Source organism: Paenibacillus mangrovi (assembly GCF_022898935.1).
Taxonomy (GTDB): Bacteria; Bacillota; Bacilli; order Paenibacillales; family Paenibacillaceae; genus Paenibacillus_AQ; species Paenibacillus_AQ mangrovi.
Map to the genome: position 1 here is coordinate 530,523 of NZ_JALIRP010000004.1, position 22,012 is coordinate 552,534.

General features: G+C 44.3%; 11 protein-coding genes. 3 read left to right on the forward strand and 8 right to left on the reverse strand.

All coding sequences use genetic code 11. The features are described 5' to 3' along the window. Nucleotides 1-68: 68 nt before the first annotated feature. The 5 genes from MUG84_RS13050 to MUG84_RS13070 all read right to left on the reverse strand — a co-directional run bounded on the left by MUG84_RS13050 (nt 69) and on the right by MUG84_RS13070 (nt 7,149). Entirely contained in the window at nt 69-1,736 is a 1,668-nt protein-coding gene (locus tag MUG84_RS13050) for an extracellular solute-binding protein (RefSeq protein ID WP_244725447.1), read from the reverse strand. 101 nt (nt 1,737-1,837) lie between these two features. Continuing rightward, on the reverse strand, nt 1,838-3,487 hold the full coding sequence (locus MUG84_RS13055) for a response regulator transcription factor (RefSeq protein ID WP_244725448.1): 1,650 nt from the start codon (nt 3,485-3,487) through the stop codon (nt 1,838-1,840). Further along, the gene (locus tag MUG84_RS13060; RefSeq protein ID WP_244725450.1) at nt 3,488-5,236 is read right to left on the reverse strand and encodes a sensor histidine kinase; all 1,749 of its coding nucleotides are present in this window, start codon (nt 5,234-5,236) and stop codon (nt 3,488-3,490) included. It abuts the gene before it with no gap. 111 nt (nt 5,237-5,347) lie between these two features. Then, nucleotides 5,348-6,466 carry a sensor histidine kinase gene (locus MUG84_RS13065; RefSeq protein WP_244725451.1) on the reverse strand — a complete coding sequence of 373 codons (1,119 nt, stop codon included), beginning with the start codon at nt 6,464-6,466 and terminating at the stop codon, nt 5,348-5,350. Continuing rightward, the gene (locus MUG84_RS13070; protein ID WP_244725452.1) at nt 6,463-7,149 is read right to left on the reverse strand and encodes a response regulator transcription factor; all 687 of its coding nucleotides are present in this window, start codon (nt 7,147-7,149) and stop codon (nt 6,463-6,465) included. The genes MUG84_RS13065 and MUG84_RS13070 overlap by 4 nt, the downstream gene beginning before the upstream one ends. Before the next feature lie 214 nt (nt 7,150-7,363). On the opposite strand from MUG84_RS13070, the gene MUG84_RS13075 reads away from it, so the two are divergent. The 3 genes from MUG84_RS13075 (at nt 7,364) to MUG84_RS13085 (ending at nt 9,670) form a co-directional block, all read left to right on the forward strand. Next, nucleotides 7,364-7,576, forward strand: coding sequence for a hypothetical protein (locus MUG84_RS13075; protein ID WP_244725453.1), 213 nt, complete (start codon nt 7,364-7,366; stop codon nt 7,574-7,576). Continuing rightward, on the forward strand, nt 7,542-7,949 hold the full coding sequence (locus tag MUG84_RS13080) for a DUF6223 family protein (RefSeq protein ID WP_244725455.1): 408 nt from the start codon (nt 7,542-7,544) through the stop codon (nt 7,947-7,949). The genes MUG84_RS13075 and MUG84_RS13080 overlap by 35 nt, the downstream gene beginning before the upstream one ends. Nucleotides 7,950-8,206: 257 nt before the next feature. After that, the gene (locus MUG84_RS13085; protein WP_244725456.1) at nt 8,207-9,670 is read left to right on the forward strand and encodes a serine hydrolase domain-containing protein; all 1,464 of its coding nucleotides are present in this window, start codon (nt 8,207-8,209) and stop codon (nt 9,668-9,670) included. An 88-nt stretch (nt 9,671-9,758) separates the two neighbouring features. On the opposite strand, the gene MUG84_RS13090 is transcribed toward MUG84_RS13085, so the two are convergent. The 3 genes from MUG84_RS13090 to MUG84_RS13100 all read right to left on the reverse strand — a co-directional run. Next, the gene (locus MUG84_RS13090) at nt 9,759-15,482 is read right to left on the reverse strand and encodes a DUF7402 domain-containing protein (RefSeq protein WP_244725458.1); all 5,724 of its coding nucleotides are present in this window, start codon (nt 15,480-15,482) and stop codon (nt 9,759-9,761) included. A gap of 413 nt (nt 15,483-15,895) precedes the next feature. Then, a complete protein-coding gene (locus MUG84_RS13095) occupies nt 15,896-21,313 on the reverse strand; it encodes a glycoside hydrolase family 2 TIM barrel-domain containing protein (protein ID WP_244725459.1) in 5,418 nt (1,805 codons plus the stop codon). Nucleotides 21,314-21,741: 428 nt separating this feature from the next. Next, nucleotides 21,742-22,012: DUF5011 domain-containing protein (locus MUG84_RS13100; RefSeq protein WP_244725461.1), on the reverse strand; the 271-nt coding region annotated here is incomplete at its 5' end.

Consider the following 22,012-nt stretch of genomic DNA (forward strand, 5'->3'; position numbering starts at 1 on the left):
CTTTTTTTAAAACTATTTATAAAAACGATATACGTTTTTATCGAAGGTAAACTTGCTTTTGTTAGACGTTATTTCTTTTGCGAAGCGTTCCACTTATTCACTTCTTGTGTGATTTGCTCTCCGCCAAGCATGTTCCAATCTTCAACGTATTTATCGAATTGACTGATGGGAATTTCTCCATAAATCATTTTCGTAAAAATTTCAGTTTCCATTTTATCCAGGGCTGCTTTCTTCTCGCCCATCGTATCTGTCGGCGCACCGCCGTAACCATCGGATATAACTTTTCCCGCATCCCATAGTTTCTGAAGTACCATCATCGCTCCCTCGGGACCATTCTGATACATCTCGCCGTAGAAGTTCAAATCCCCTTGCCCAAAGGCTATGATTTTATCGAAAGTAGACTTTTCTTCTGGATTTAATCCCGTTGGATTTGTATTTTTCAAGGCGTCTGCAACATTTTGTGCCCGCTTCAAATCCTTGTCTGGCGCGGCCATATCAATAAGTGCAAATTTAGCAACCGTTATTCCTTTGCTATCGACGCCGTATTTCAAATATTCAGCAGAAGGACCATACAGCTTCTCTACGAACAGGTTCGCCATTTTGACCGCTGCCTCAGGATGTTTAAAGCCTTTTTTGACGACGAAATAGAAGTTTGCGCCGAGCGGCATTTGCACGGTAGCTTCACCGCCGTTAACAGATGGAATCGGATAAGGTCTCCATTCGGCTTTATTGTTTTTCTTTTTGTTATCCTGAAGCGGCCATTGGGAAGCCCAACTTGGGCCAAAGAGTAATCCGACGCGATCATTTATAATGGATTCCGCTACATTAGATCCATCTTTAATGCCGAATTCTTGATCCAATTCACCGGATTTATACATTTTCTTTAATTGTGCAAGCGCCTCTTTCATCTCAGGCTGAATGCTTCCGTATACGAGGTTCCCCGCATCGTCTTTTTTCCATATTCTTGGATAAGCTCCATAGGCGTTGAAAAAGCCGTTCGCTGAAGGATATCCATTAATAATTTCTTTGCTGAGTGCGACACCGAACGTATCCTGCTTGCCGTTACGATCCGGATCTTGAATCGTAAACGCTTTCGAAGTGTTCAATACATCATCCCATGTAGCGGGCACAGGGAGGTTAAGCGTTTTCAACCAATCCGTTCGTACCCACATGACTGGCGTTTGTGCGCCGATCATCGGTTCTGTTTTGGGCAGCGCGAATAGTTTGCCATCAAAAGTAGCCGATTGAAGCGCCATAGGATCTTGTTCGAAGATGTTCTTCACGGCTGGTATAGCATATCGATCGTACACATTCGTGAGATCTTCCAGCATATCGGCTTCAACCAGTAGTTTCAATTGGGATGAGTTAACCATCATAATGTCAGGAATCTCACCCGATGCGATGGAAAGATTCAGCTTCTGAAAATACTGTGCATCGGTTCCCTTTACGACCCAATCATATTTCAGGTTGATCCCCATCTCCTTGTACAGGGATATCCAAGCATTATTCTGTTCCGATTGACCTTCCGGATAGACGACGTCCTGCGTAATGAATTTCGCTGCCGTCACATCAATCGGAGGATCGTACTCCCTTAACGGATTGACTGTTGCTTTTTGCATGGTTTCGTATGAAGGTATGGCGTTCTTTGGGCTATCTTCACTGCAACCGGATAACAGGTATACAAAGATGAATATTAGACATACAAACATGAAAAAGATAGATTTAGTTCTTTTCATAGATTGTCCTCCGACTCAGCTGTTAATCGTAGGTGTAACTTTATTATAGAATCTGTACAAGACGTCAACTAGTTTCCATTCATTACATTTGTGTCTTTTATTTACTCGTTTTGCTCTTTTTTGAGTTCCCTATATTCTTGCGGCGTGAGATTCGTCGCTTTTTTGAAAAATCGATGAAAATATTGCGATGACAAAAAACCGAGTTCGGCAGCGATTTCGTGAACCTTAAGGTCATCCTCCTCCAGCATTGATTTCGATTTTTCCAGTCTTACGTCATTGATAAATGCCGATAATCCCTGCCCCGTCAGTTTCTTATAGAGTCTTGATAAGTATGAAGGATTATGTCCCACGACCTCGCCGATTTTCGTTAAGGATACATCTCCGGACATATGTGTCGTGATGTAATTCTGAATTTTCCAGATCAGCTCATTCTCTTGCACATTCAAACCGGCCTGCTTCTGCTCGAAAATTCTTCTAGCTGTAAGAATGAATTCTTCGCAGATCTGGTGCCAAGATTCAAACCATTCCATCTGGGTGAACTTTCCTAAATCCAGCTCTGCCGGAGAATCACTAACCGAATCTCTTAAGCTATGAGGCAAAAATACCGATACTAACAAGAAATATAATTCCAATTGGATTCCGCTTGGGAACGATCCCGCTTGGGATGCAAAAGACAGCAGTTCATCCAAGGTTTCAAAAAAGGACTCTTCATGACCGTTTTCCATACAAGCCTTTAAATACTCGATTTTATGCAAATGTACGGAGGATAGTCTCATCTCGGCTAAAGTACCTTTAGTGCCTTTACTTTGTTCCAGCAAAATAAGCTCTTTGCCGATACCTAACCCGCTATGTAACATCATGTTGAGCAGATCGAATTTTTGAGTTATCGCTGGCCATTCGACCGCATCCGCTGCCAGTGCGAGAGAAATTGGACACTTTAACAACTTTATGCATGTTTGCTGTATTTCCTCTAGCATTTCTCTGACGAATAGAATCGTCCTGGTCCATCCTTCTGTCGCCTGTGCAGCTTCAGCGGGTTGGAGGAACCAAACCATTTTACTTTTTTCGTATTTCATGGATAACGACTTGGTTAGCGGCATAAGTAATTCACTAGTGATATTGTCGAGTGCAAAATAAAACAACGCGCGGTCCGTTGAACTATGCATGTCTCCCCAGTCATCGATTCGTGCAATCATGAGCAAACAAGGTGAATCATCGGATAACTCGATGTGCAAATCATCGAATTTCTCGTGAATGGAACCTATTGCTTTACAATCTCCCTGTAAAATGTCGCTTAAGTATTGCTGCTGCAGGTAGGGAAGCGCCAACATTTTTTGCTCCTGCGCTTGGATGTATAGCGAGTCCCTATTCCTTTCTTCTTCTAATTCCCCTGCCGCACGGTGGATGGAATCCAATATCTTGGCATTCCCTTCCGTTTTCAGAATATAATCAACGCTCCCTTGGCGAATGGCTTGCTGAATATAGGAAAAGTCGCTATAACCCGTTAGAAAAATGACTTTGCATTTCGGCCATTGTTTCGTAATTTCTTGATGAAGTTCAAGCCCGCTCATGCCTGGCATTCGTATATCAGAGAGTACGATATCAACCTTGGTTCGCGTCAGCCAGGCCAGAGCCTCCTGTGAGGTAGAAGCAGCATACACCTCCAATTCGATGTCCGTTATGCGGCTGCATAATTGGACCAACCCATTCAGAATCAATGGTTCATCATCCACAATCAATATGCGATACATTTATCTCTCATCTTCTTTCGTTAATGGAATTTTCATCGTCACGCCAAGTCCGCCCATATCATTTCGGTACACCTCAAGTCCTGAAAGGGAACCAAACTTGATTTGCAAACGACGATGTACGTTGACAATTCCAGTTGTTTCGATGCCGGATTTAGCCGTCATAGCGAGTTTATCTGTCAATTGCGAAAGCCCATCATCCGTCAGCGAGATGCCGTTATCTTCAAACCGGATATAAAGTGAATGATTCTCCACGCTATTCGATATACGCAATATGCCTTGTGAAGCCTTGGATTCGAGCCCGTGCATGTAAGCATTCTCGATGATTGGCTGTAAAATTAAACGAGGCACATAGAGCGATTCACATGCTATCGGTATCGGATCGAGCATCACCTGTATGCGATCTCCGAATCGCATCGTTTGAATGTTGATGTAGCTTTCCGCATGTTTGACTTCTTGGCCTAAAAGCAGTTCCGAATTCGCATCCCTCGTAATGAATTGAAAGTAATGCCCCAAATAACTGACAAACTCTTTTGCTTTATCCACATCCTCAAATTCGATAAGTTGATGTAGGATAAAGAAACTGTTGTATAAGAAATGAGGGTTGATCTGGGACTGCAGTTGTTTGAGCTCGGATTGCTGGCTGCGTATTTGCTGCTCATATACTTCTTGAATCAGGGATTGAAGCTGATGAGCCATGTTATTGAACTGATCAGATAAATCCCGAAATTCGTCATGACTGTCATGCGATGTTCGGATGGAAAGATCCCCCTGTTCAACCCTATGGAAAGCATCTACCATTTTACGCAGCGGATTACGTATAGCCTTGAAAATCCAATATGAAAATAGAATGATGACGATCACAGATAACATAAATAAAACCCAGAAGAGTGCGTTAAACTTATCAAAATCGCTCATGATTAGCGCTTCAGGCGTATATATAGCTAGCGTCATCTCATATTCCGGAGACGTCTGCATCGAAACCAGATATCGTTTTCCGCTGTGTTCCAAGACCTCGTTATAGTTATTGCTTCCTTCCTCGCGCGATACTAACTTTTGTAGTTCGTCGGTCAAACCATCGATGGTATGATTTACGATATAACGATTGCTGTTATGAAAATATAATAAGGCTCCGCCCTGGCCCTGATCTATGACATTGTTTAAATCCTTGACAATCATATCTTGATCAATTTCAATTTCCACCAAGTACGCCGGAGGTCGATCAGAGAATGAATACTCGGGATATAAGGAGTACAGCAATAGTTTATTGTTCCACCAAAGTAAGGGCGAGGTTTGGTGCTTCATTTTTGAACGAATCTGACTCAGTTCATCGACCGGAACCCCATCCGCATAATTATCGGGCTTGATTCGCTTGTCAATGGAAGGAATATAACAAGTGACATCTGCAATATAGGAGCTGGAATCTTTGAACAAGGACAATTTCTTTTCAAGCCGCAAAATCGCTTCCCGAAGTTCATTTTCTGACAAGGCAGGCGCTACCGCTCCAAGTGTCATTAAATCCTCATCCACGACAAGAGATTGCTTAAATTTGTCTATTCTTTGAATCTCATCGGTTAATGAGGTTAAATAAAATTTGACATTGCTTTGCATCGACTGCAAAATATGCTCCCTTAGACTGTTGGCCACCTGCTGGTTCAGGAAAATGCCAAGCATATATACAGGTAAGATGGCAGTTAGAAAAGCTATTAGCAGCTTGGGATAAATGGTAAATCTTCTCCGCTGCACCTGCATGATCATTTCCTCCTAGGGTGACGTGAAAAACACATTATGTAATTATACCGGAGTGCTGCGAAAAGTCTAACGAAATCCTGAATATCACAATTTTAAGGATACATATAAATATCATTTACCCAATGGCAAATAAACGGTAAATGTCGTGCCTTGATCAGGCTCACTCACGACGCGGATGAACCCGCCGTGGGCTCTGACAAAATGATGAGCGATCGATAATCCGAGCCCCGTTCCGCCTGTATGCCGCGAACGGGCCTTCTCCACGCGATAAAATCGATCGAATAGGTGTGCCAGCTCTTCGGCTGGAATACCGATGCCAGTGTCTATCACGGAGACACATGTATAGACTGCATTCCGATCCAGGACCTTGTCTTCAATTACAATCGAAATCTTTCCGCCTTCCGGCGTGTAGCGGATTGCATTCGTCAACAAATTGATGAACACCTGCGTGATCCGTCTCACGTCGGCCATCACCGTTACCGGCCTCTTGTTCGAATAGAAGCGTATTTCCAGTCCGTTCTCCTCAGCCTCCATTTTCACATCATCAACGACTTGTTCAAGTCTTGCCGACAGATCGAGCGGTTTGCAATCTAGTGCCAACCGGCCCGCCTCAGCCAACGACAACACATGAAGATCTTCCACAAGCAGGCCTAAGCGAATCACTTCGTCATGGAGTCTAAGCAGCATTTCCGGAGGGACGGATTGACCGGTCTGTTGAGCATTTTCTAATTTTAGCTGCATGATAGACAGCGGAGTTCGAAGCTCATGAGCGACATCAGCTACCAACCGCCTGCGGGCGTTCTCAGCTTCCCGGAGGCGAAGCGTCATATCGTTGAATGTCTGGATTACTTTACCGTATTCGTCTTTGGATTGTACAGGGACGTTCACGTCCAGATCCCCCTGTGCAACGCGTTCGATAGCGGCAACGAGCTTTCGAAGCGGGATCGTCAGCACCCCCGAAATCCATAAAGTGCAGAACAGCCCGATTGCTATGAAAAATACCCAATTTCCAAGCCCAAATTTCTGCATCTTACCTGAAACGTAAGTCTTCAAGATCTCGATTTGTTCCCCGGGCGGTGCGTTCAAATAAGATCTAATAATTTCTTCCTTACGAAATTGATCGAACAGAGACTCCATATACACCTGTTTGGTTACGGCATGAGCGCCGCCGAGGATAAGAACGAGCAGTCCCATGTAGATAAATATTTTTTGGCGTACCGTGAGCGTCATGATTGTTCACCGAATCGGTAACCGAAACCGTATACCGTTTGAATATAACGAGGATCGGCCGGATCGTCTCCCAGCTTGCGGCGAAGATTCCGGATATGGGAATCCATCGTTCTTTCGTATCCCATATATTCGTCCCCGAGTGCGGCTTTTAATAATTGCAGGCGGCTGAAAACCATTCCGGGACGCGCAGCCAACGTGTATAAAATTTTGAATTCCGTCGGTGTCAGTTGGATCTCCTGGCCGTTCTTGAATACCTGACATTTGGCCTCGGAAATGATCAGGTTGTCTCTTTCCAACAACATCAGCCTGTCTTCAGGACCGCGCAAGCGGCGAAGTAAAGCTCGGATGCGCGAAGAGAGCTCGCGCAAGCTGAACGGCTTCGTCAAATAATCGTCCGCACCGATTTCCAGACCGACGATTTTATCCGATTCATCCGATCGGGCTGTGACCATAATAATACCGCAATGCGAGGTTTGCCTAATTTCGCGGCATACGTCGATGCCGCTTTTCTCGGGGAGCATCCAATCAAGCACGACGAGATCAGGCCGTTCAGATCGGGCAATCGTGAGTGCTTCCTTGCCGGTACAGGCGGTCAATACCCGAAACCCTTCACGTTGCAGATAGGTGTGCATCTCCTCAAGCATGCCCGGTTCGTCCTCCACAAGCAACAATTTCGGTTCCATTCCAATCACATCCTTCCAGTTTAGTCTGCTTTCAGTGCGAGAATACACCACTTGCCCAAAATTATACAGTGATTTAACATGTTCTTGAAGAAATCCACACAAAAAGAGGAAGATCTGCATAGGTTCTCGACATTTATTGTTTAAACTGACTGTGAAACGAGAGAAATAGCCGCGAAGAGCAAGAAAGAATAAGTCAACGGGAGGATCATTTTTCATGGAAAATGACGTAGAGTATCTATTGTTTCTTGTGAATGCCAAAAATGGTCAAGTTGGAGCCGCTCAAGCTAAGCCGGATGGGCGAAAACCGGAACCTGGTGGCTGGAATCGGATTCAAATCGAGGTCGATGACCTCTACAACCATCCAAAAAGCAACAAAAAGGAGGAATTAACAAATGAAAATGAAGCTAGTTTTATTCGTAATACTTAGTTCATTTCTACTTGTTCCAACTATTGCCTTTGCAGAAGCGACCAACGGTAATGTCGGATATGGAGTAATCACCCCCGGGCGACTTTGGGCCACGATAGACGCGGCGGTGGGGCTGATCAGCGCGATCCTCGCTGGGCTGTCTTTGGCTCGCTCCGCCGGTCGTTTCGGCACCGGTAGCGGGCGACGTGGGGCCATCATGGCCGCGGTGGTGGGGCTGATCGTCATAGCCTACGCTGTGCTGCATCTGAACTTATTCACTGGTGATTTCGGCACCGGCGACGGGCGAGCCGGGGCCATCATTGCCATAGTGATGGGGCTGATCAGCATCGTCCTCGCTGGGCTAACTCTGGCCCGCTCCGATCGCACCAGCTGATCCGCCCATGGTGCCCTGTGTTGTGGTCCCTGTCCTTCATGGGCGTGTTCTGGTGGGCGTGTTCTGGTGGGCGTCGGAAATGGGAACATGCACTACCGTTCAGTTAAAGCAAATCGGAACAATCTTTGGATAGCTTACAGAAAAATAACTAGGGATGGGGTGGAATGAAAATTAAAATGAGAATGAGAATTATAGTAATAATCTTGTGTGGTCTGTTCATCTTTCCCTTATTCGGTTCAGCGCTGAGTGATAAAAGTATGCAAGAAGAGCGATCTGGAGCTTCAGTCTTCTCCGAAGTGGATGCGTATATTGCTCGCGAAATGGAACGACAACAACTTCCGGGGCTGGCTCTTGGGATTGTAAAGGGAGATCGCATCCTTTACCTTAAGGGATATGGTCAAGCCGATTCATCGGGTCGTCCTGTAACGCCTGAAACACCTTTCGGATTAGGTTCGATCGGCAAGTCGATTACTGCTATGGCCGTTCTGCAACTTGCCGAAACAGGAAAAATTGACTTGGATGCGCCTATACAGCGCTATATCCCCACCAAGTATAACGGTGCAGAGTCCATTACTGTACGTCAGTTACTTAACCAAACAAGCGGGTTCTCCCAAATCTCAACTTTTAGCAACTCTCTGTCAAGTATCAACGATCCAGCTCAAGATGCTCTAGAGAAAAACGCCATGTCTTATGCGGAAAAGTTCTTAACGGATACCAACCAAACCGAACATCCCTACAGGTATTCGAACGCAAATTATGTGCTGCTCGGCTATATTGTGCAACAAGTATCCGGCCAGTCCTATGGTGACTATGTGAAGGAACATATTTTCAAACCTCTGTCTATGCAAAACAGCTTCGTTCCGCTCGATGAAGCAGCTGTACACGGGCTGGCTACGCCCTACCGTCGGATATTCGGATACAACATTCCCTACGATGGTCCCTATATTAATGTTCCAGGGGATGCGCCGGCGGGCTACCTCTATACCAGTGCAAAGGATATGAGCCATTACTTAATTGCCCAAATAAACGGCGGACGATTTGAAGATAACTCCGTGCTTTCTGCGGAAGGCATTCGACTTATGCAGACCGAACCTGTTCCGGAAACGTACGCCATGGGTTGGATGACAGGTCACATTAACGGTTTACCGGTTATCGGTCAGCCGGGCGGCTCGATCGGCTTCCAAGCCCAAACTTATATCGTGCCGGAACAACAACTGGGAGTCATCGTATTCGCCAATGTACTTGACGCCATCGATTCCACTTTATTCAAAACGCACATCATCACGACTACCCACATCGCCTCCGGGGTCATAAACATCCTGAATGAACAACCGATAGGAGGATCTGGTCTAAGCATTTCGCAGAAATACTTGCTTGTAAATGGACTAATACTCATCCTCAGCGCATGGTTATTATACACGATCGCTCGAACTGCGAAGCGCTGCCTTGGACCGTGGAATCCCGACAATTCGGGCCAAACTGAAATATCGATCAAAGTGATATCGAAAATTGTTTTGGGTTTTGCAGGTCTTATTATTATCGTAGTGTTGAGTATGACTCAAGTTGTGCCGGTATGGCATATTGCAACCATCTATCAACCGGACGTAATCCTTTGGCTGAAGATGATGACTGTACTTATGGCACTGAACGGAAGCATGGAAATTATTCGGTTGGTTCGGTCGACTTGGCATGAAAAAAGATCAAATGTAAGCGTCAAATGAAAACGTAACATATAAAACCGATTTCAAAACAATGAAAGAAGGATGGCTTCAGTGCCATCCTTCTAAACATAATACTCGCTTTTACTTTCTATTTCCCTGACTGATCGTGTGGCACAGTCACGGTTGCTGTGGCAACGGCTTGGTTGCCCGATTTGTCGGTTACGGTGTAGGCAATCGTATAGATACGTCCTGTTCCTTCGCCTGATCTTTCAGCACGTAAACTAAATGTAGTGTCCTCTGAGCCAAAATTCGCCTGTATATCGCCTTGTCCACTATCCGGTTCATTGCTTGTAATGGAGGTTAACACGACGGATACGATACCTGATAAGGTGTCACTGGAATCCAGCGTGGCATTCACCTTCACCATGTTGTGATTTGCCGGCCAAATCGATGTTTTATCCAGCCCAATCGTTAGTGTCGGCGCTGTCTTATCGATCTTCACGGTAACCGTATGCCGTTCCTCCACATTGCCTGCCTTGTCAACGCTCCAGTACACCAGAGTGTGAATGCCTTCTTCGGACAATACGACCGAGTTTCCAGTTTGCTCGGTACCATCGTTTACGATGTAATGGGTGCTAGCTACTCCTGTTCCACTGTCGGTTGCGTCCAAGAGTATTGTGACGTCTTCATTGACCCAACCCTCCGGTGCATTGTCTGTTGTCGTTGGTGCTTCTTGATCCACTACTTTGACTCTGTAAGTAGCCTTCGCTTTGAGTGTAGTTCCTTCAACAGATCCGTAGACTGAGAACACACCTTCCTTGGCAACCATATCAGGGGTGATTTCATCCCAAACCACGTCTACCAGCCCTGTCGTTCCATCGTTGTATACGGCCTCAACCTGTTTTGGAAGTGTTGGGATTTGACCGAGGTTCGTCTCTACTACGGCAACGGATTTGTAGTCTACTATGGTCTTTGCAGTTTCTTTTGATTCAAAGACTTCAAATTCTGACAAGCCGCATTCTGCACCGCTAGGATTGTTGTATTTATTTTCTGGATCAATAGTAAACTTAATCCAGCTTGTCGTTATCGGAGTATCAAACGTCACGATGTTGTCCGGTTGACCTTGCCATTGGATACCCGTTACCTTTTTACTCCCGCCCTCCCATTCAAGAAGTCCTTCAACAATTTGGTTAATTTCGTGCCCTCGGTCAACCAGATTAATTTTGCTGATCTCCACAGGCTCAGGGAACTGAAGCTTGATCCAAGGGGTTTTGTCTGCTTGTTTTGCTGCCCAAGAAGTCGACTTATTTCCATCCGTAGCCTTAATCCCTAGATAACGATCATCTTGATTATCTCCATTAGGGGCACCGTTTCGATCCCTTACAGAAGATACGGTTACAATAGCAGATGATGCAATATTATTCCCAACTGCTGAAATCGTGACCGGACTGCTTACAACCGTTATTCCATCCAAAGTGACCTTAGCAGTAACGGTTGCTTGGAACCCAACGCCAATGTCACCTCTAACAACAATTGTATTACTTCCTTCTACAACAGAGAGCCTTTCATCACTGAATTCATATTCTACAGTAGCTCTAGAGATATCAGCTTGTTCTCCCGTACTCAACAAACCATCTATTGTTGCAACAATGGGTTGGTTCGGTTTAATGGTCGTATTTCTCAGCGTAAGTTTAATTTTGTTTAAGTAAGATGCCGTATAGATCTTTCCTGCCTTATCAACAAATAGATACGTAACATTTTCAATAGAACGTCCGCCGATGATCACTTTAATTCGAATCTTGGCCATGCCTTCCGAAACAGCAGTTACCAAATTAGATTTATCCACCGTAATTACATCCGGGTTTTCACTGGTCACGATGATTTCGGCGTCCTCATTAGTTGGTTCTCCCGCTGCCGTAAAAGCCTTAATCTCATATTTACCTGTTGTCGCATCTACTGGCTTATACTCAAATTCGAAACGATCGAACATATGAGAACGATCCATTCCGTTGATCGCTACCTCAAGTAGATCGATCATCGTTCCGTTTGAACCGCCATCAAATATTAATTTAACGTATTGAGCCTCTGTATTTAATGGATATTGGTTATAAAATCCGAAATAAGCATTCCCCGTTGGTCCATTAACGGTACTGACATCTTTCCATTCCGTGCCATTATCGCTTGTTTGAATTTTGAGAGTTTTTGGTGTGTTGAGATAATTTTGATCTAATGAATTAAAGTTAAGATTGATATTGGCAATCTCGGACTTTGCCGGCAACTTAAATTGAATCCATGCCTTTTCATTTGCCGCCACCGACCATTTAGATTGATCAAAATGAATTCCGTCTATGGTCTTTCCGTCTACTAGACGATCTAAAGCATCTTGTCCATGACTGGCAGTAATTTCAGCGGACTTTGCAAGATTTCGATATGGAAGCAGATCCATGTAAATTTTATTTGTCGTGAATGTTTTGCCATCCAAAGTTACTTCGGCCCAAACTACTCCTCGTTTAGGCTGTTCTACATATGGTGGGATAATTTCATCTTTTTTGAAAATAAATGTATTCACTTCGTTGATAACTACAGGCTTATATTTATCGCCTGCTTTCAGATCAACGATGCCGCCATGCCATTTAATCTGGGCAGCATCAAGCCCTATTGGGCCGCCTTTGGATGATCTCCCCTCGATTTGATAATTATATTTTTCTAATGATTCGAACTCACCGTATGCTTCCTTGCCGTTGACGAGTAAGGTTGCACCGATCATACTTTCGCCTACATAAATTTTGCCGTCTTTAGCTGTTACTTTCAACGTATCCTCTTTCGTTACGCCTTCATAACTGCCGTTAACGGTAATGCTTGTTGTCCCGTTGGATACAGGCGTTACGATTCCACTTTCATTAACTGATGCTATTCCAGGATTTGCGCTTTTATAAGTTAAATCTGAGAGCTTAGCTTTAAGCGCTGGAAATGTCATATATCCCTCAGTGTTGATCCGAAGTGAAGAAGGCGATAATTGTTCACCTGTAGCATTGATGTTCGTAAGCGTATATTTACGTGCAGAATTGTCGGTTACAATCTTAATGATCGAATCAATCGGATCCTCCTGAACATTGGCTAGGTTGATTGTCAGACTATCACCATTTTGGTTAAACGATGTTACAGGAATATCCTCGTTTAACCATGTTACCGATGTGACATGATCTTTAATTGGACGAATGGTTAGAGACTTTCCGGCAATGGCATCAAACCCATTTTTGCCGTCAGGTCCTTTCATAATGTGCAGATAAATATTGTTATCTCTGGACGTTGCATATCCCCATTGTGGACCTGTCGTGCTGTTCGGGAAGGCGAATTTCTCGTAGTTGCCTTTTCCGTCATCTTCGTAGCCATAGCCCGACAAGTAATATGGCATAGTACCCGTTGTGGACTCATGTCTTTCCGGCTTGCCTTCAGGCGCGAACCAACTCGCAAGACCTTCGCGAACATCTATAAACTCTTGAATGGATTTTGGATATCTTGTTGCAACATCTTCTGGAGAATCCCAGTTTGTTCCACGGCTCATCAATGGCATTTGGTCATTGTTATCAACATATCCTCTTCCAGCATTCATGATCATTTCTTTTGCGACCTGGCGGTAATCATCACGTTTCGCATAGTATGGCGTATAGTTACTCTTTGTATGAAGAGACTTCCATGGCTCCATTGTTGTACGTTTAACAAGATGATTTGCTCCTGCATTTGCATAAATATGACTTGCTTCAGCAGTCCTTAAATCAGGATCACCGTACTCATCGCCCCATGCGTTGGAATTTATAATAATATCATCACTATAATTCCGCACCATACTGTACATCACGTCATAATTGGCATTAGGCATAGCTTGAGGCCCATCAAAATAAAGGTAGGCCGGATCATAACGCAAAATGAGATCCTCAACATTCTGCACAAACACATCTGTTGAATAATGCTGTAGACCGCCTCCCTCGGTTGCATAATACAAGCCAAATTTTATGCCATAACGTTTCACTGCCTCTTCAAACTGTTTCAATCCGTCTACCACTTGGCCATTTTCATCTTTCGGGTAATATTTTTGTCGATCATGATTTGGATCTGCAAATTTAGATGGCCAATAATAATTTTGTTGCAATGCTTCAATCGACACGAGTGAATGACCCTGACGTTTTGCTCTCTCTGCCCATAAATCAGTGGAGAAATTAGGATCATCAAAATAGCCGTATGTTACAATCGTGTGGCTTAACGCACCAACCCGCCCCTCTTCAAACCATTTATTAGGACGTTCTTTTACGGTAATGGTCATATTCTTTTCAGCTGTATTTCCGTCACGATCTTTTACCTGTACCGTAAAATGATAGTCTCCTGGTTTCGCGTTGATACTTATGATGCCTTTACTGCTATTTAAATCAACATTTCCATTCACGAGTCCATCAGCAATGGTACCATCTGCATTTAACTCCAACCCGTCAGGCAGTTTGCCGTCTACGACACTCCAGGTATACCCAGGAGCGCCACCGCTCGCCATAAATTGAAATGCGGATGCAGAAACACCATATTTTTTAGTGCCCTTCGATTTATTCCACACATAAGGCCATTCCTTGTAACCAAGCGGCATATTATTAGTAGGAAGTGGAGTATTAATGGCATCATCGGTTGATATTCCTTGTGAGACAATTCTTAAGGCATTTGTATCGCCTTCAACGGACTGAACAAGACCATTGATTTTATTGCCATTTTGATCTGTAACTCTACCATAAAACCCAAGGTATGCTACATTTTGATCTGCAGCAATCGGAACATTGTTAGAATTAACATCTTCGGTATACGTATGTTTGATCTGAATCATCAGCTTATTCCAACCCTGCTTCAGCTGGATTGCTTGTTTAGTCAAATCCTTTTGTACTTCCACCGGTACGGACGATGCGGTTACACACTTATCATTGACATAAAGTCGATATGAACCACTGGCACCTACATTAAAATAAGCTTGTTGTTCTACCGGACTGTATACATATGTGTGGGCATATACATATTTGTTTTTTGTATCGATCCCTTTTTTTACCGTAAAATACCCATACAAATCTTGATAATCATCATAGTTTCTGTTGTAGATACGATCATCGAAATACTCCCATTTATGACTTTCGCTATCAAAACTTAAGGGATCTCCGAGTTTGGGCGTGATCGCAGAAGCATCAGGAGTAGGCTCAGCTGCCTGTTTATTGTATACCTCTATTTCAGAAATTCCAGTTATCGATGGATAGGGTGTACGTCCTTTATCGATTTCTACCTTCATTTCTACTACTTTCTTCAACACGGATGTCGTAGAATATACGGTCGGCGCGGATGGGTTCGAAGACGTGCTGTTAACTTTTCCAGATTCTACTTTGCTGCCGTCTTCAAGTGTAAAAGTAAGATGATACCAATTGTTGACGTGACGGGAATCACCCCACTGCGCAATTTTCACCTCATTTAAGTCGATTGGATCCTTCCATTTCAAGTTTACCCATGGACTAGAATCATTTTCTGTCACCCATTGATTTCTGGTACTCCCATCCACCAAATATGAAACAGGGTTTACGGCAAGGGTCGATGATGATGCTGTTATTTCTGACGCAAGTGGAGCATAATTAACGAGTTCCGCTACGTCGCAATTATATTTTTTGTCGACTACAGGTGAATCAAACGGTCCAGATACCAGCCATGAGTTAATAAATGGAGCATTTCCCGCCGATTGCTGTGCGTTAACCTTTGTACCGGGATATGCAATGAATGATGTACCCAGCATTGTGGCTGACAGGATGATCCCCGTGAGCTTATTCCATGTTTTCACCATTTTGTACCTTTTCCTCATTACTTGTTTTCCTCCTCACTATTTTAAAACTTTGTGCAATTTCATCTGTAATCGCTTTCAATATTTCTATCACGCTCCTTTACTTTTTACTTACCACACTGTGATCATAGCCTTGACGCTAGGAGATCGGAAACAATATAAAATAGAAATACCTCTAATTTTCAAATATGTCCTTCTATAAAAAAAACCAATATCTTCAAAAAGTATCAAAAACCACTTTTTCGATTGTTTTTTATTAAGAACTGCTTGACTTTGTAACATCCAGCAGGTTTGGCGATCCAGTATCTGTTCAGATCTTTCTGAAATCTCAGCACGAGGACTGGATAACATAATTCTAATAAAGCATCTTTCTTGTAAAAAAAGAAGGATGGCAGTTAACTCCATCCTTCCGATAATGCTGTACAAATCCCAACTTACTTTCCAGGCTTCCCGGACTGATCATGCGGCACAGTCACAGTTGCAGTCGCAACAGTCTGGTTGCCTGCATGGTCTGTAGCTGTGTAAGTAATTGTATAGATACGTCCTGTTCCTTCGCCTGATCTTTCAGCACGTAAACTAAATGATGTGTCCTCTGAGCCAAAATTCGCTTGAATATCACCTTGTCCGCTATCCGGTTCATTGCTGGTGATGGAGGTTAACACTACGGAGGCAATTCCAGACAAGCTGTCGCTGACATCTAACGTGGCATTCACCTTCACCATTTTGTGATTCGCCGGCCAGATCGATGTTTTATCGAGCCCAATCGTTAAAGTTGGTGCAATCTTGTCGATATTACTTACCACATAGCTGGTGATGTTAGATACATTGCCTGCGGCATCCGTTCCTCTTGCATATACTGTGTTATTGTCAGAAAGGACGATAGGATCTGTGTACGGTGTCCATGTGCCGTCTTCGCCCACTTTATACTCTTTCACCGCTGTGTCATCGGGATAGTTAATCGTTATGACGACGTCTGTATTTGTCGGTGTCGTAACATCTGCAACAAAAGTCGGAAGATGAGCGGCCGGATCTTCCGCAGGAACGAAGTTAATCTCATAAGACAAAGTGTTACCGTTCTCAGCGGTTACCAATACCTTTGTTGTTCCGGGGATCGCCGCCGCCGCTTGCACAGCAAACGTCGCCTTCTTGTGGTTTGCTTCTGCTATGACCTCAGGAACCGAAGTCGTACCGGTAGGCAGGACAACTTGATACGAATACGTATCCGGGTTGAAACCATTGAGCGGTTGGCCATTCACTGTGATTGATTTCAGTGTCGCGTCGTTACTCTTCGAGCTTGGAATCAGAATGGCATCGGCCCAGTCTCCATGGTCCTCGGAGTTGCCGTCGCCATAATCATTTACGACGAGCTTCAGCTCTTTTACCCCTTCCACATTCAGGTTGATCGTTTTGGCAACGGTCGTCGCTCTCATCAGACCGCTATCGAATGCTTTTACTCCGTCCAGGAATACTTGGAACACAATTGTATTTCTATCCGATCCTGTACCTGAAACCTCCCGGTCAACGCCTACGACTGCTTTGAAGGCTTCATAATTTTTTCCGGTGAGATCATAGATGATTTCAGAGTTGGCATGCGTACCGATACCATTTGCATAAGTCACTATTTCTGACGGACCGCGCAAACGAATCGGATTGCCGTCAACACTCAGATCTTTTTTAATAGTGGACCATCCGGTTGTTGCGCTAACCCAATCCAGATTACTCAAGTAATGCTCGATAATGTTGAATTGAATTTCATAGGTCTTGGTAATAAGACCGTCAGCTGAAGTCACGGTAATAACCGTTTTACCTGTTACATCTGATGCTGGCTTAATTTGGAGAACAATTAGTTCATTCGTGGTTTGAACCTCAACGACTGGTACTTGGGTAGTCCCTTGCAGTATATTGTACGTATAGCTTGATATCTCTGGGTCGAATCCTTCTAACGGCTTTCCGTTCACCATAATGGATTTCACAAGACTTACTGTAGTAACCGGCTTGCTCAGACTCATCAGATCCGAAGTATGAGCGGAGATCGGCCTGAGCGTATAGTTATAGTTATAGTCTCTGTTCGCAAGCAGCATATAAGGCTCATGAGCCTTGGCTCCCCAACTGTTATCGCCGCCAACACCCATTTGCTTATAGTTGACGCGCAGGGTGATATCGTCGTGATGCTTAAGCTGATAAGGATGTAGCGGTCCATCCAAATCATCCGGAGTGTAATGTAAGGCGTTAGCTTCAATTATTGGAGCGCCGATCGCCATCAAACCGGCTCCGTCGCTATTCGTCAGCGCTACCCAGCGCACATCGGTTTTATTTCCTGTTTCCGAAGGCTCAATGTAAGGGAAGAATTGGTCTTCGACTGTACTATTGTACAATCCAACGTCCGAACCCGTATTTCGGTCTTGATAGTTTTCGGACGGTCCGCGGCCGTACCAGGTAATATGCTCAAATTCTTGCGGAATCGTCAGTATGTTTCCGACTTCCGGAATTTCGGGAAGCGAGGTTGCACCTGGTTTCATGTAGTTGGACACTGTAATGTCGCCATTGCCGAAGATCGTATAAGACGTTTTATAGGAGGATTCCGTCGTCGTTGGAAGTGTTCCCTCCACGTCAATTCTTACAATCTTCTCACCGATTTCGGTAACGGTTGCTTTTGTGACGGTTCTATTTTTGCCCGCATTTTTCCAAGTAGCAGTTCTGGACGGTTCGCCGTTTCCTTTATCGTTATCGGTCGGCGCTCTCCAGAAGTTCGGTATCGGTCCTTGTTTGATCAGGTCTTTTCCTTGATACTTGAAGGAATCGATGGTTCCAGTCGATTTATTGAATTTGATCTGCATATCAGCATTATCAACCGTAACTTGATCTCCTTCCTCCTGCACTTTCAAAGCTGGCAACGTAGAAAGGTCTACTGACGGTTGGTTTGGCGAACTGACAGGAAGGCTTAACTGCTGCTTCGCAATCTCATAGCCTTTCTTTGCCCAAAGTGTGTCCGATTTCAACTTGAAACTAAAGTTCAGCCAATACTCAACACCCGGCTGAGCGTTCGGCATTGTGTAAGGTATGGTAATTTGCTTCGTTGTCAGCGGGGAGACATCCAGATTATCCAGAGTTCCTTGCTGAATCACTTTGTTATCAGCTCTCAGCTCCCAGCTAGCATCGTAAGCGCTAACGTTAGTGAACAGGAATTCATTTCGGATATTCACCTTGCCGCTTGCAAGATCTACAGGTTGAACGATAATATTTTGATACACTTGTTTCACTTCAGAAAGCTGTGGTTTCGGAGTACGGTCGGCCAGTAGAAGACCGTTTGCCATGAAGTTTCCGTCATTCGGGCTATCGCCGAAGTCCCCACCATAGCCGAAATATTCATGCTGCTCAAGCGGACTTGATCCGGCATTTGCCTTATCGAAATCCTGCCATATGACAGCAGACGAATCTGGTTTGCGCGCTGCATCATTTAATTCTGATAATGATAAAGCACGATTGTATACGCGAACTTTATCAAAACTCATTTTGGTGGAACGTCCTTTTTCCATATCCTTACCGATGGTAAGCGGATAAGTATTGGAGTTGAAGCTTCCTGAGTATGCTTTTGTTGCAACGATGCTGCCATCAATATACAGGCTTAAATTCGTACCGTCATAAGTCCCGGCTACGTGATGCCAGTTATTTACCCAGTTCGCAGGAAGGTTTGCACTTGCGGAAGTCCAGGAACCATCTTTATAAACAAATATTTCTAATTTTGTTGTACCCGCCATTTTTAATGCGAATTGCGTATCCCCTTTGGCAATGATCGGGCTGTCCGAAATATTCGATAGCGGTTTTACCCATGCTTCCAAAGTAAATGGACCGGTAATGTTATACTTCGCGTCATTCGGTATTGTAACTGTAGCCCCATCTACATCTTTAGGTTGAAGAACTCCACTTACATCGCCGTCTTTGTCTACGAGTGTGCCCGTATAATCAGCTTGATAAGTATTGCTAGGTTCGGTTAAATATAATTTCTCTGATGGCGTTTTCATTCGTACGGCTTGATCGACCCAGTCCCAAATAAAGCCGCCCTGGAGATTCGGGTATTTTTTGATCATATCCCAGTATTCCTGTAAATTTCCGACACTGTTCCCCATGGCATGCGCGTATTCACACATAATGTAAGGTCTTGGATCACTGCTCTTCGCGTATGTCTCTAAAGTGGAAACATTAGGGTACATGTTGCTGACCATATCAGTTACAGTTTTATCGTTGTAACCCTCATAATGAATCGGACGTGTAGAATCAAGACTGCGGATAAAATCGGATTCCGCTTTAAAATTGCTGCCGGATCCCGCTTCATTACCCAAAGACCAAATGATGACAGAAGGGTGATTTTTATCCCTTTGAACCATACTGTTGGCGCGGTCCTTAACATTTTCAGTCCATTCCGGTTTATTGCCCGGAACCGAACTATTCACGCCGTGTGTTTCCAAATTGACTTCATCAAGTACATAAAGGCCGTATTTGTTGGCCAAATCGTACCAGAACGGATGATTCGGATAGTGGGAGGTCCGGACTGAATTGAGATTGTACTGCTTCATCAGCTCAATATCTTTTATCATCAGATCCAGGTCAACCGTATGCCCTGTATCCGGACTTGTTTCGTGCCGGTTGGCGCCTTTGATCATAATTGGTTTGCCGTTGAGCAGCATTTGCTGCTTGCCGCTACCGCCCGACATCATTTTCACTTCAAATTTCCGGAAGCCTACCCGTGTACCGGCGGTTTCAATCACATTACCTGAAGAATCCTTCAAGCTGAAGACGAGCGTATACAGGTTCGGGTCCTCGGCAGACCATTTTAAAGGATTGGCGACCATTGTCGAGGAGCTGACTTGAACCTCGTCATTGCCGGTAAAATTAACATCCATTTTGACCGGTTCGGTAAATACAGGATGCTTATTGGCATCGTATAGCATAGCCTCTACGGTATGCCTCTGAGGCGTGGTGCCGTTCAAATAGTTTCTGACGTTCACTTTCAGATTCAGCGATGAGTCCTGATATGAAGAATCGAAATCTGTGACAACACTGAAATCCCGCAAATGAACCGAAGGCGTGCTGTATAAGAACACATCTCGCTGAATTCCACTTACTCGCAAGAAATCCTGATCCTCAAGCCAGCTGCCATCTGACCAGCGGTACACTTCAACGGCAAGAGTATTTTCACCGGCTTTCAAGTATGGGGTAAGGTTAAAGTCTTTTGGTGTATAACTGTCTTCACTGTAGCCAACCATCTGACCATTCACCCAAACGTAGAATGCGCTCTCTACGCCTTGGAAAGAAATAAATGTTTGTCGACCGGCCCAGTCGTCAGGCACTGTAAATGTGCGTTTATACGATCCAACCGGGTTATACTCTGTAGGAGTGATTGGCGGTTGCACATTCTTAGAGTTACCGTTCCCCCAGAAAGGATAAGTAACATTCGTATAAATGGGGAAATCATACCCTTGGAGCTGCCATTCGCCAGGAACCTTGATTTCGTTCCATCCGCTTGTATCATAGGTATCTTTATAGAAGTCCACTGGTCGTGAATCGGGGTTTTTCGCGAAGTTAAATTTCCATTGACCGTTTAAGGAACGGTAGTAGGGTGAAGGATGTTCCAGCATTGCGGAAATCATATCCGCGCCTTTTAATGCCGAAGCCTCATCCCCATAAGGAATAAAGGAAGCATGTGCCGGTTCACGGTTGATTTGGAAAATACTCGGATTGTTATTCCACTCCGGGTAACCGTTCGCTGGTGCAGCCAACGCGTTTAAACCGCTAAAACTATTGACCATCATAAAAAGTATCAAGAATAACGATAAACCTTTTTTCCTCTTCATTTCATTCCTCCGTGAGTGCAAGATTTGAAATAAAAACAAGCAAAAGGGGTGAGATTCTTGCTGCATAAACAACCGAAACTATTACATTAACAAATAGCCATTTATCTCAAGATGCTGTAATCTACGGTCAGTCGCCTTCTAACATTCGTTCATGGCATCCCCCCTTTCCTTTCCAAATTTATATATATATTATATCTATCTAAATTTATAGAGATCATAAAGATCCTCATTAGTTCTATAAAAATTATAAGGAGTCGTTCTCTGTAGCTCGCCTCCTCTTGTACAACCATCGCTAAAAGAGCGGTCGGCTATTGAAAATATGAACGTGTATAGACCATGCTCAGACCCAGGGCAGTCAAAATGGATTCAGCATCTTAATGAGAAAAGGATGGCATAAATGCCATCCTCTGGAATGCTATACATTAACCTTACTTTCCAGGCTTCCCTGACTGATCATGCGGCACAGATACGGTTGCAGTCGCAACCGTTTGGTTACCCGCTTTGTCGGTTGCGGTGTAGGTAATCGTATAGATACAGCCTGTTCCTTCGCCTGATCTTTCAGCACGTAAACTAAATGATGTGTCCTCTGACCCGATACGAGCTTGAATATCGCCTTCTTCGCTTTCCGGTTTACGAGCTTGAATATCGCCTTCTTCGCTTTCCGGTTCATTGCTTGTGATGGAGGTTAACACAACGGAG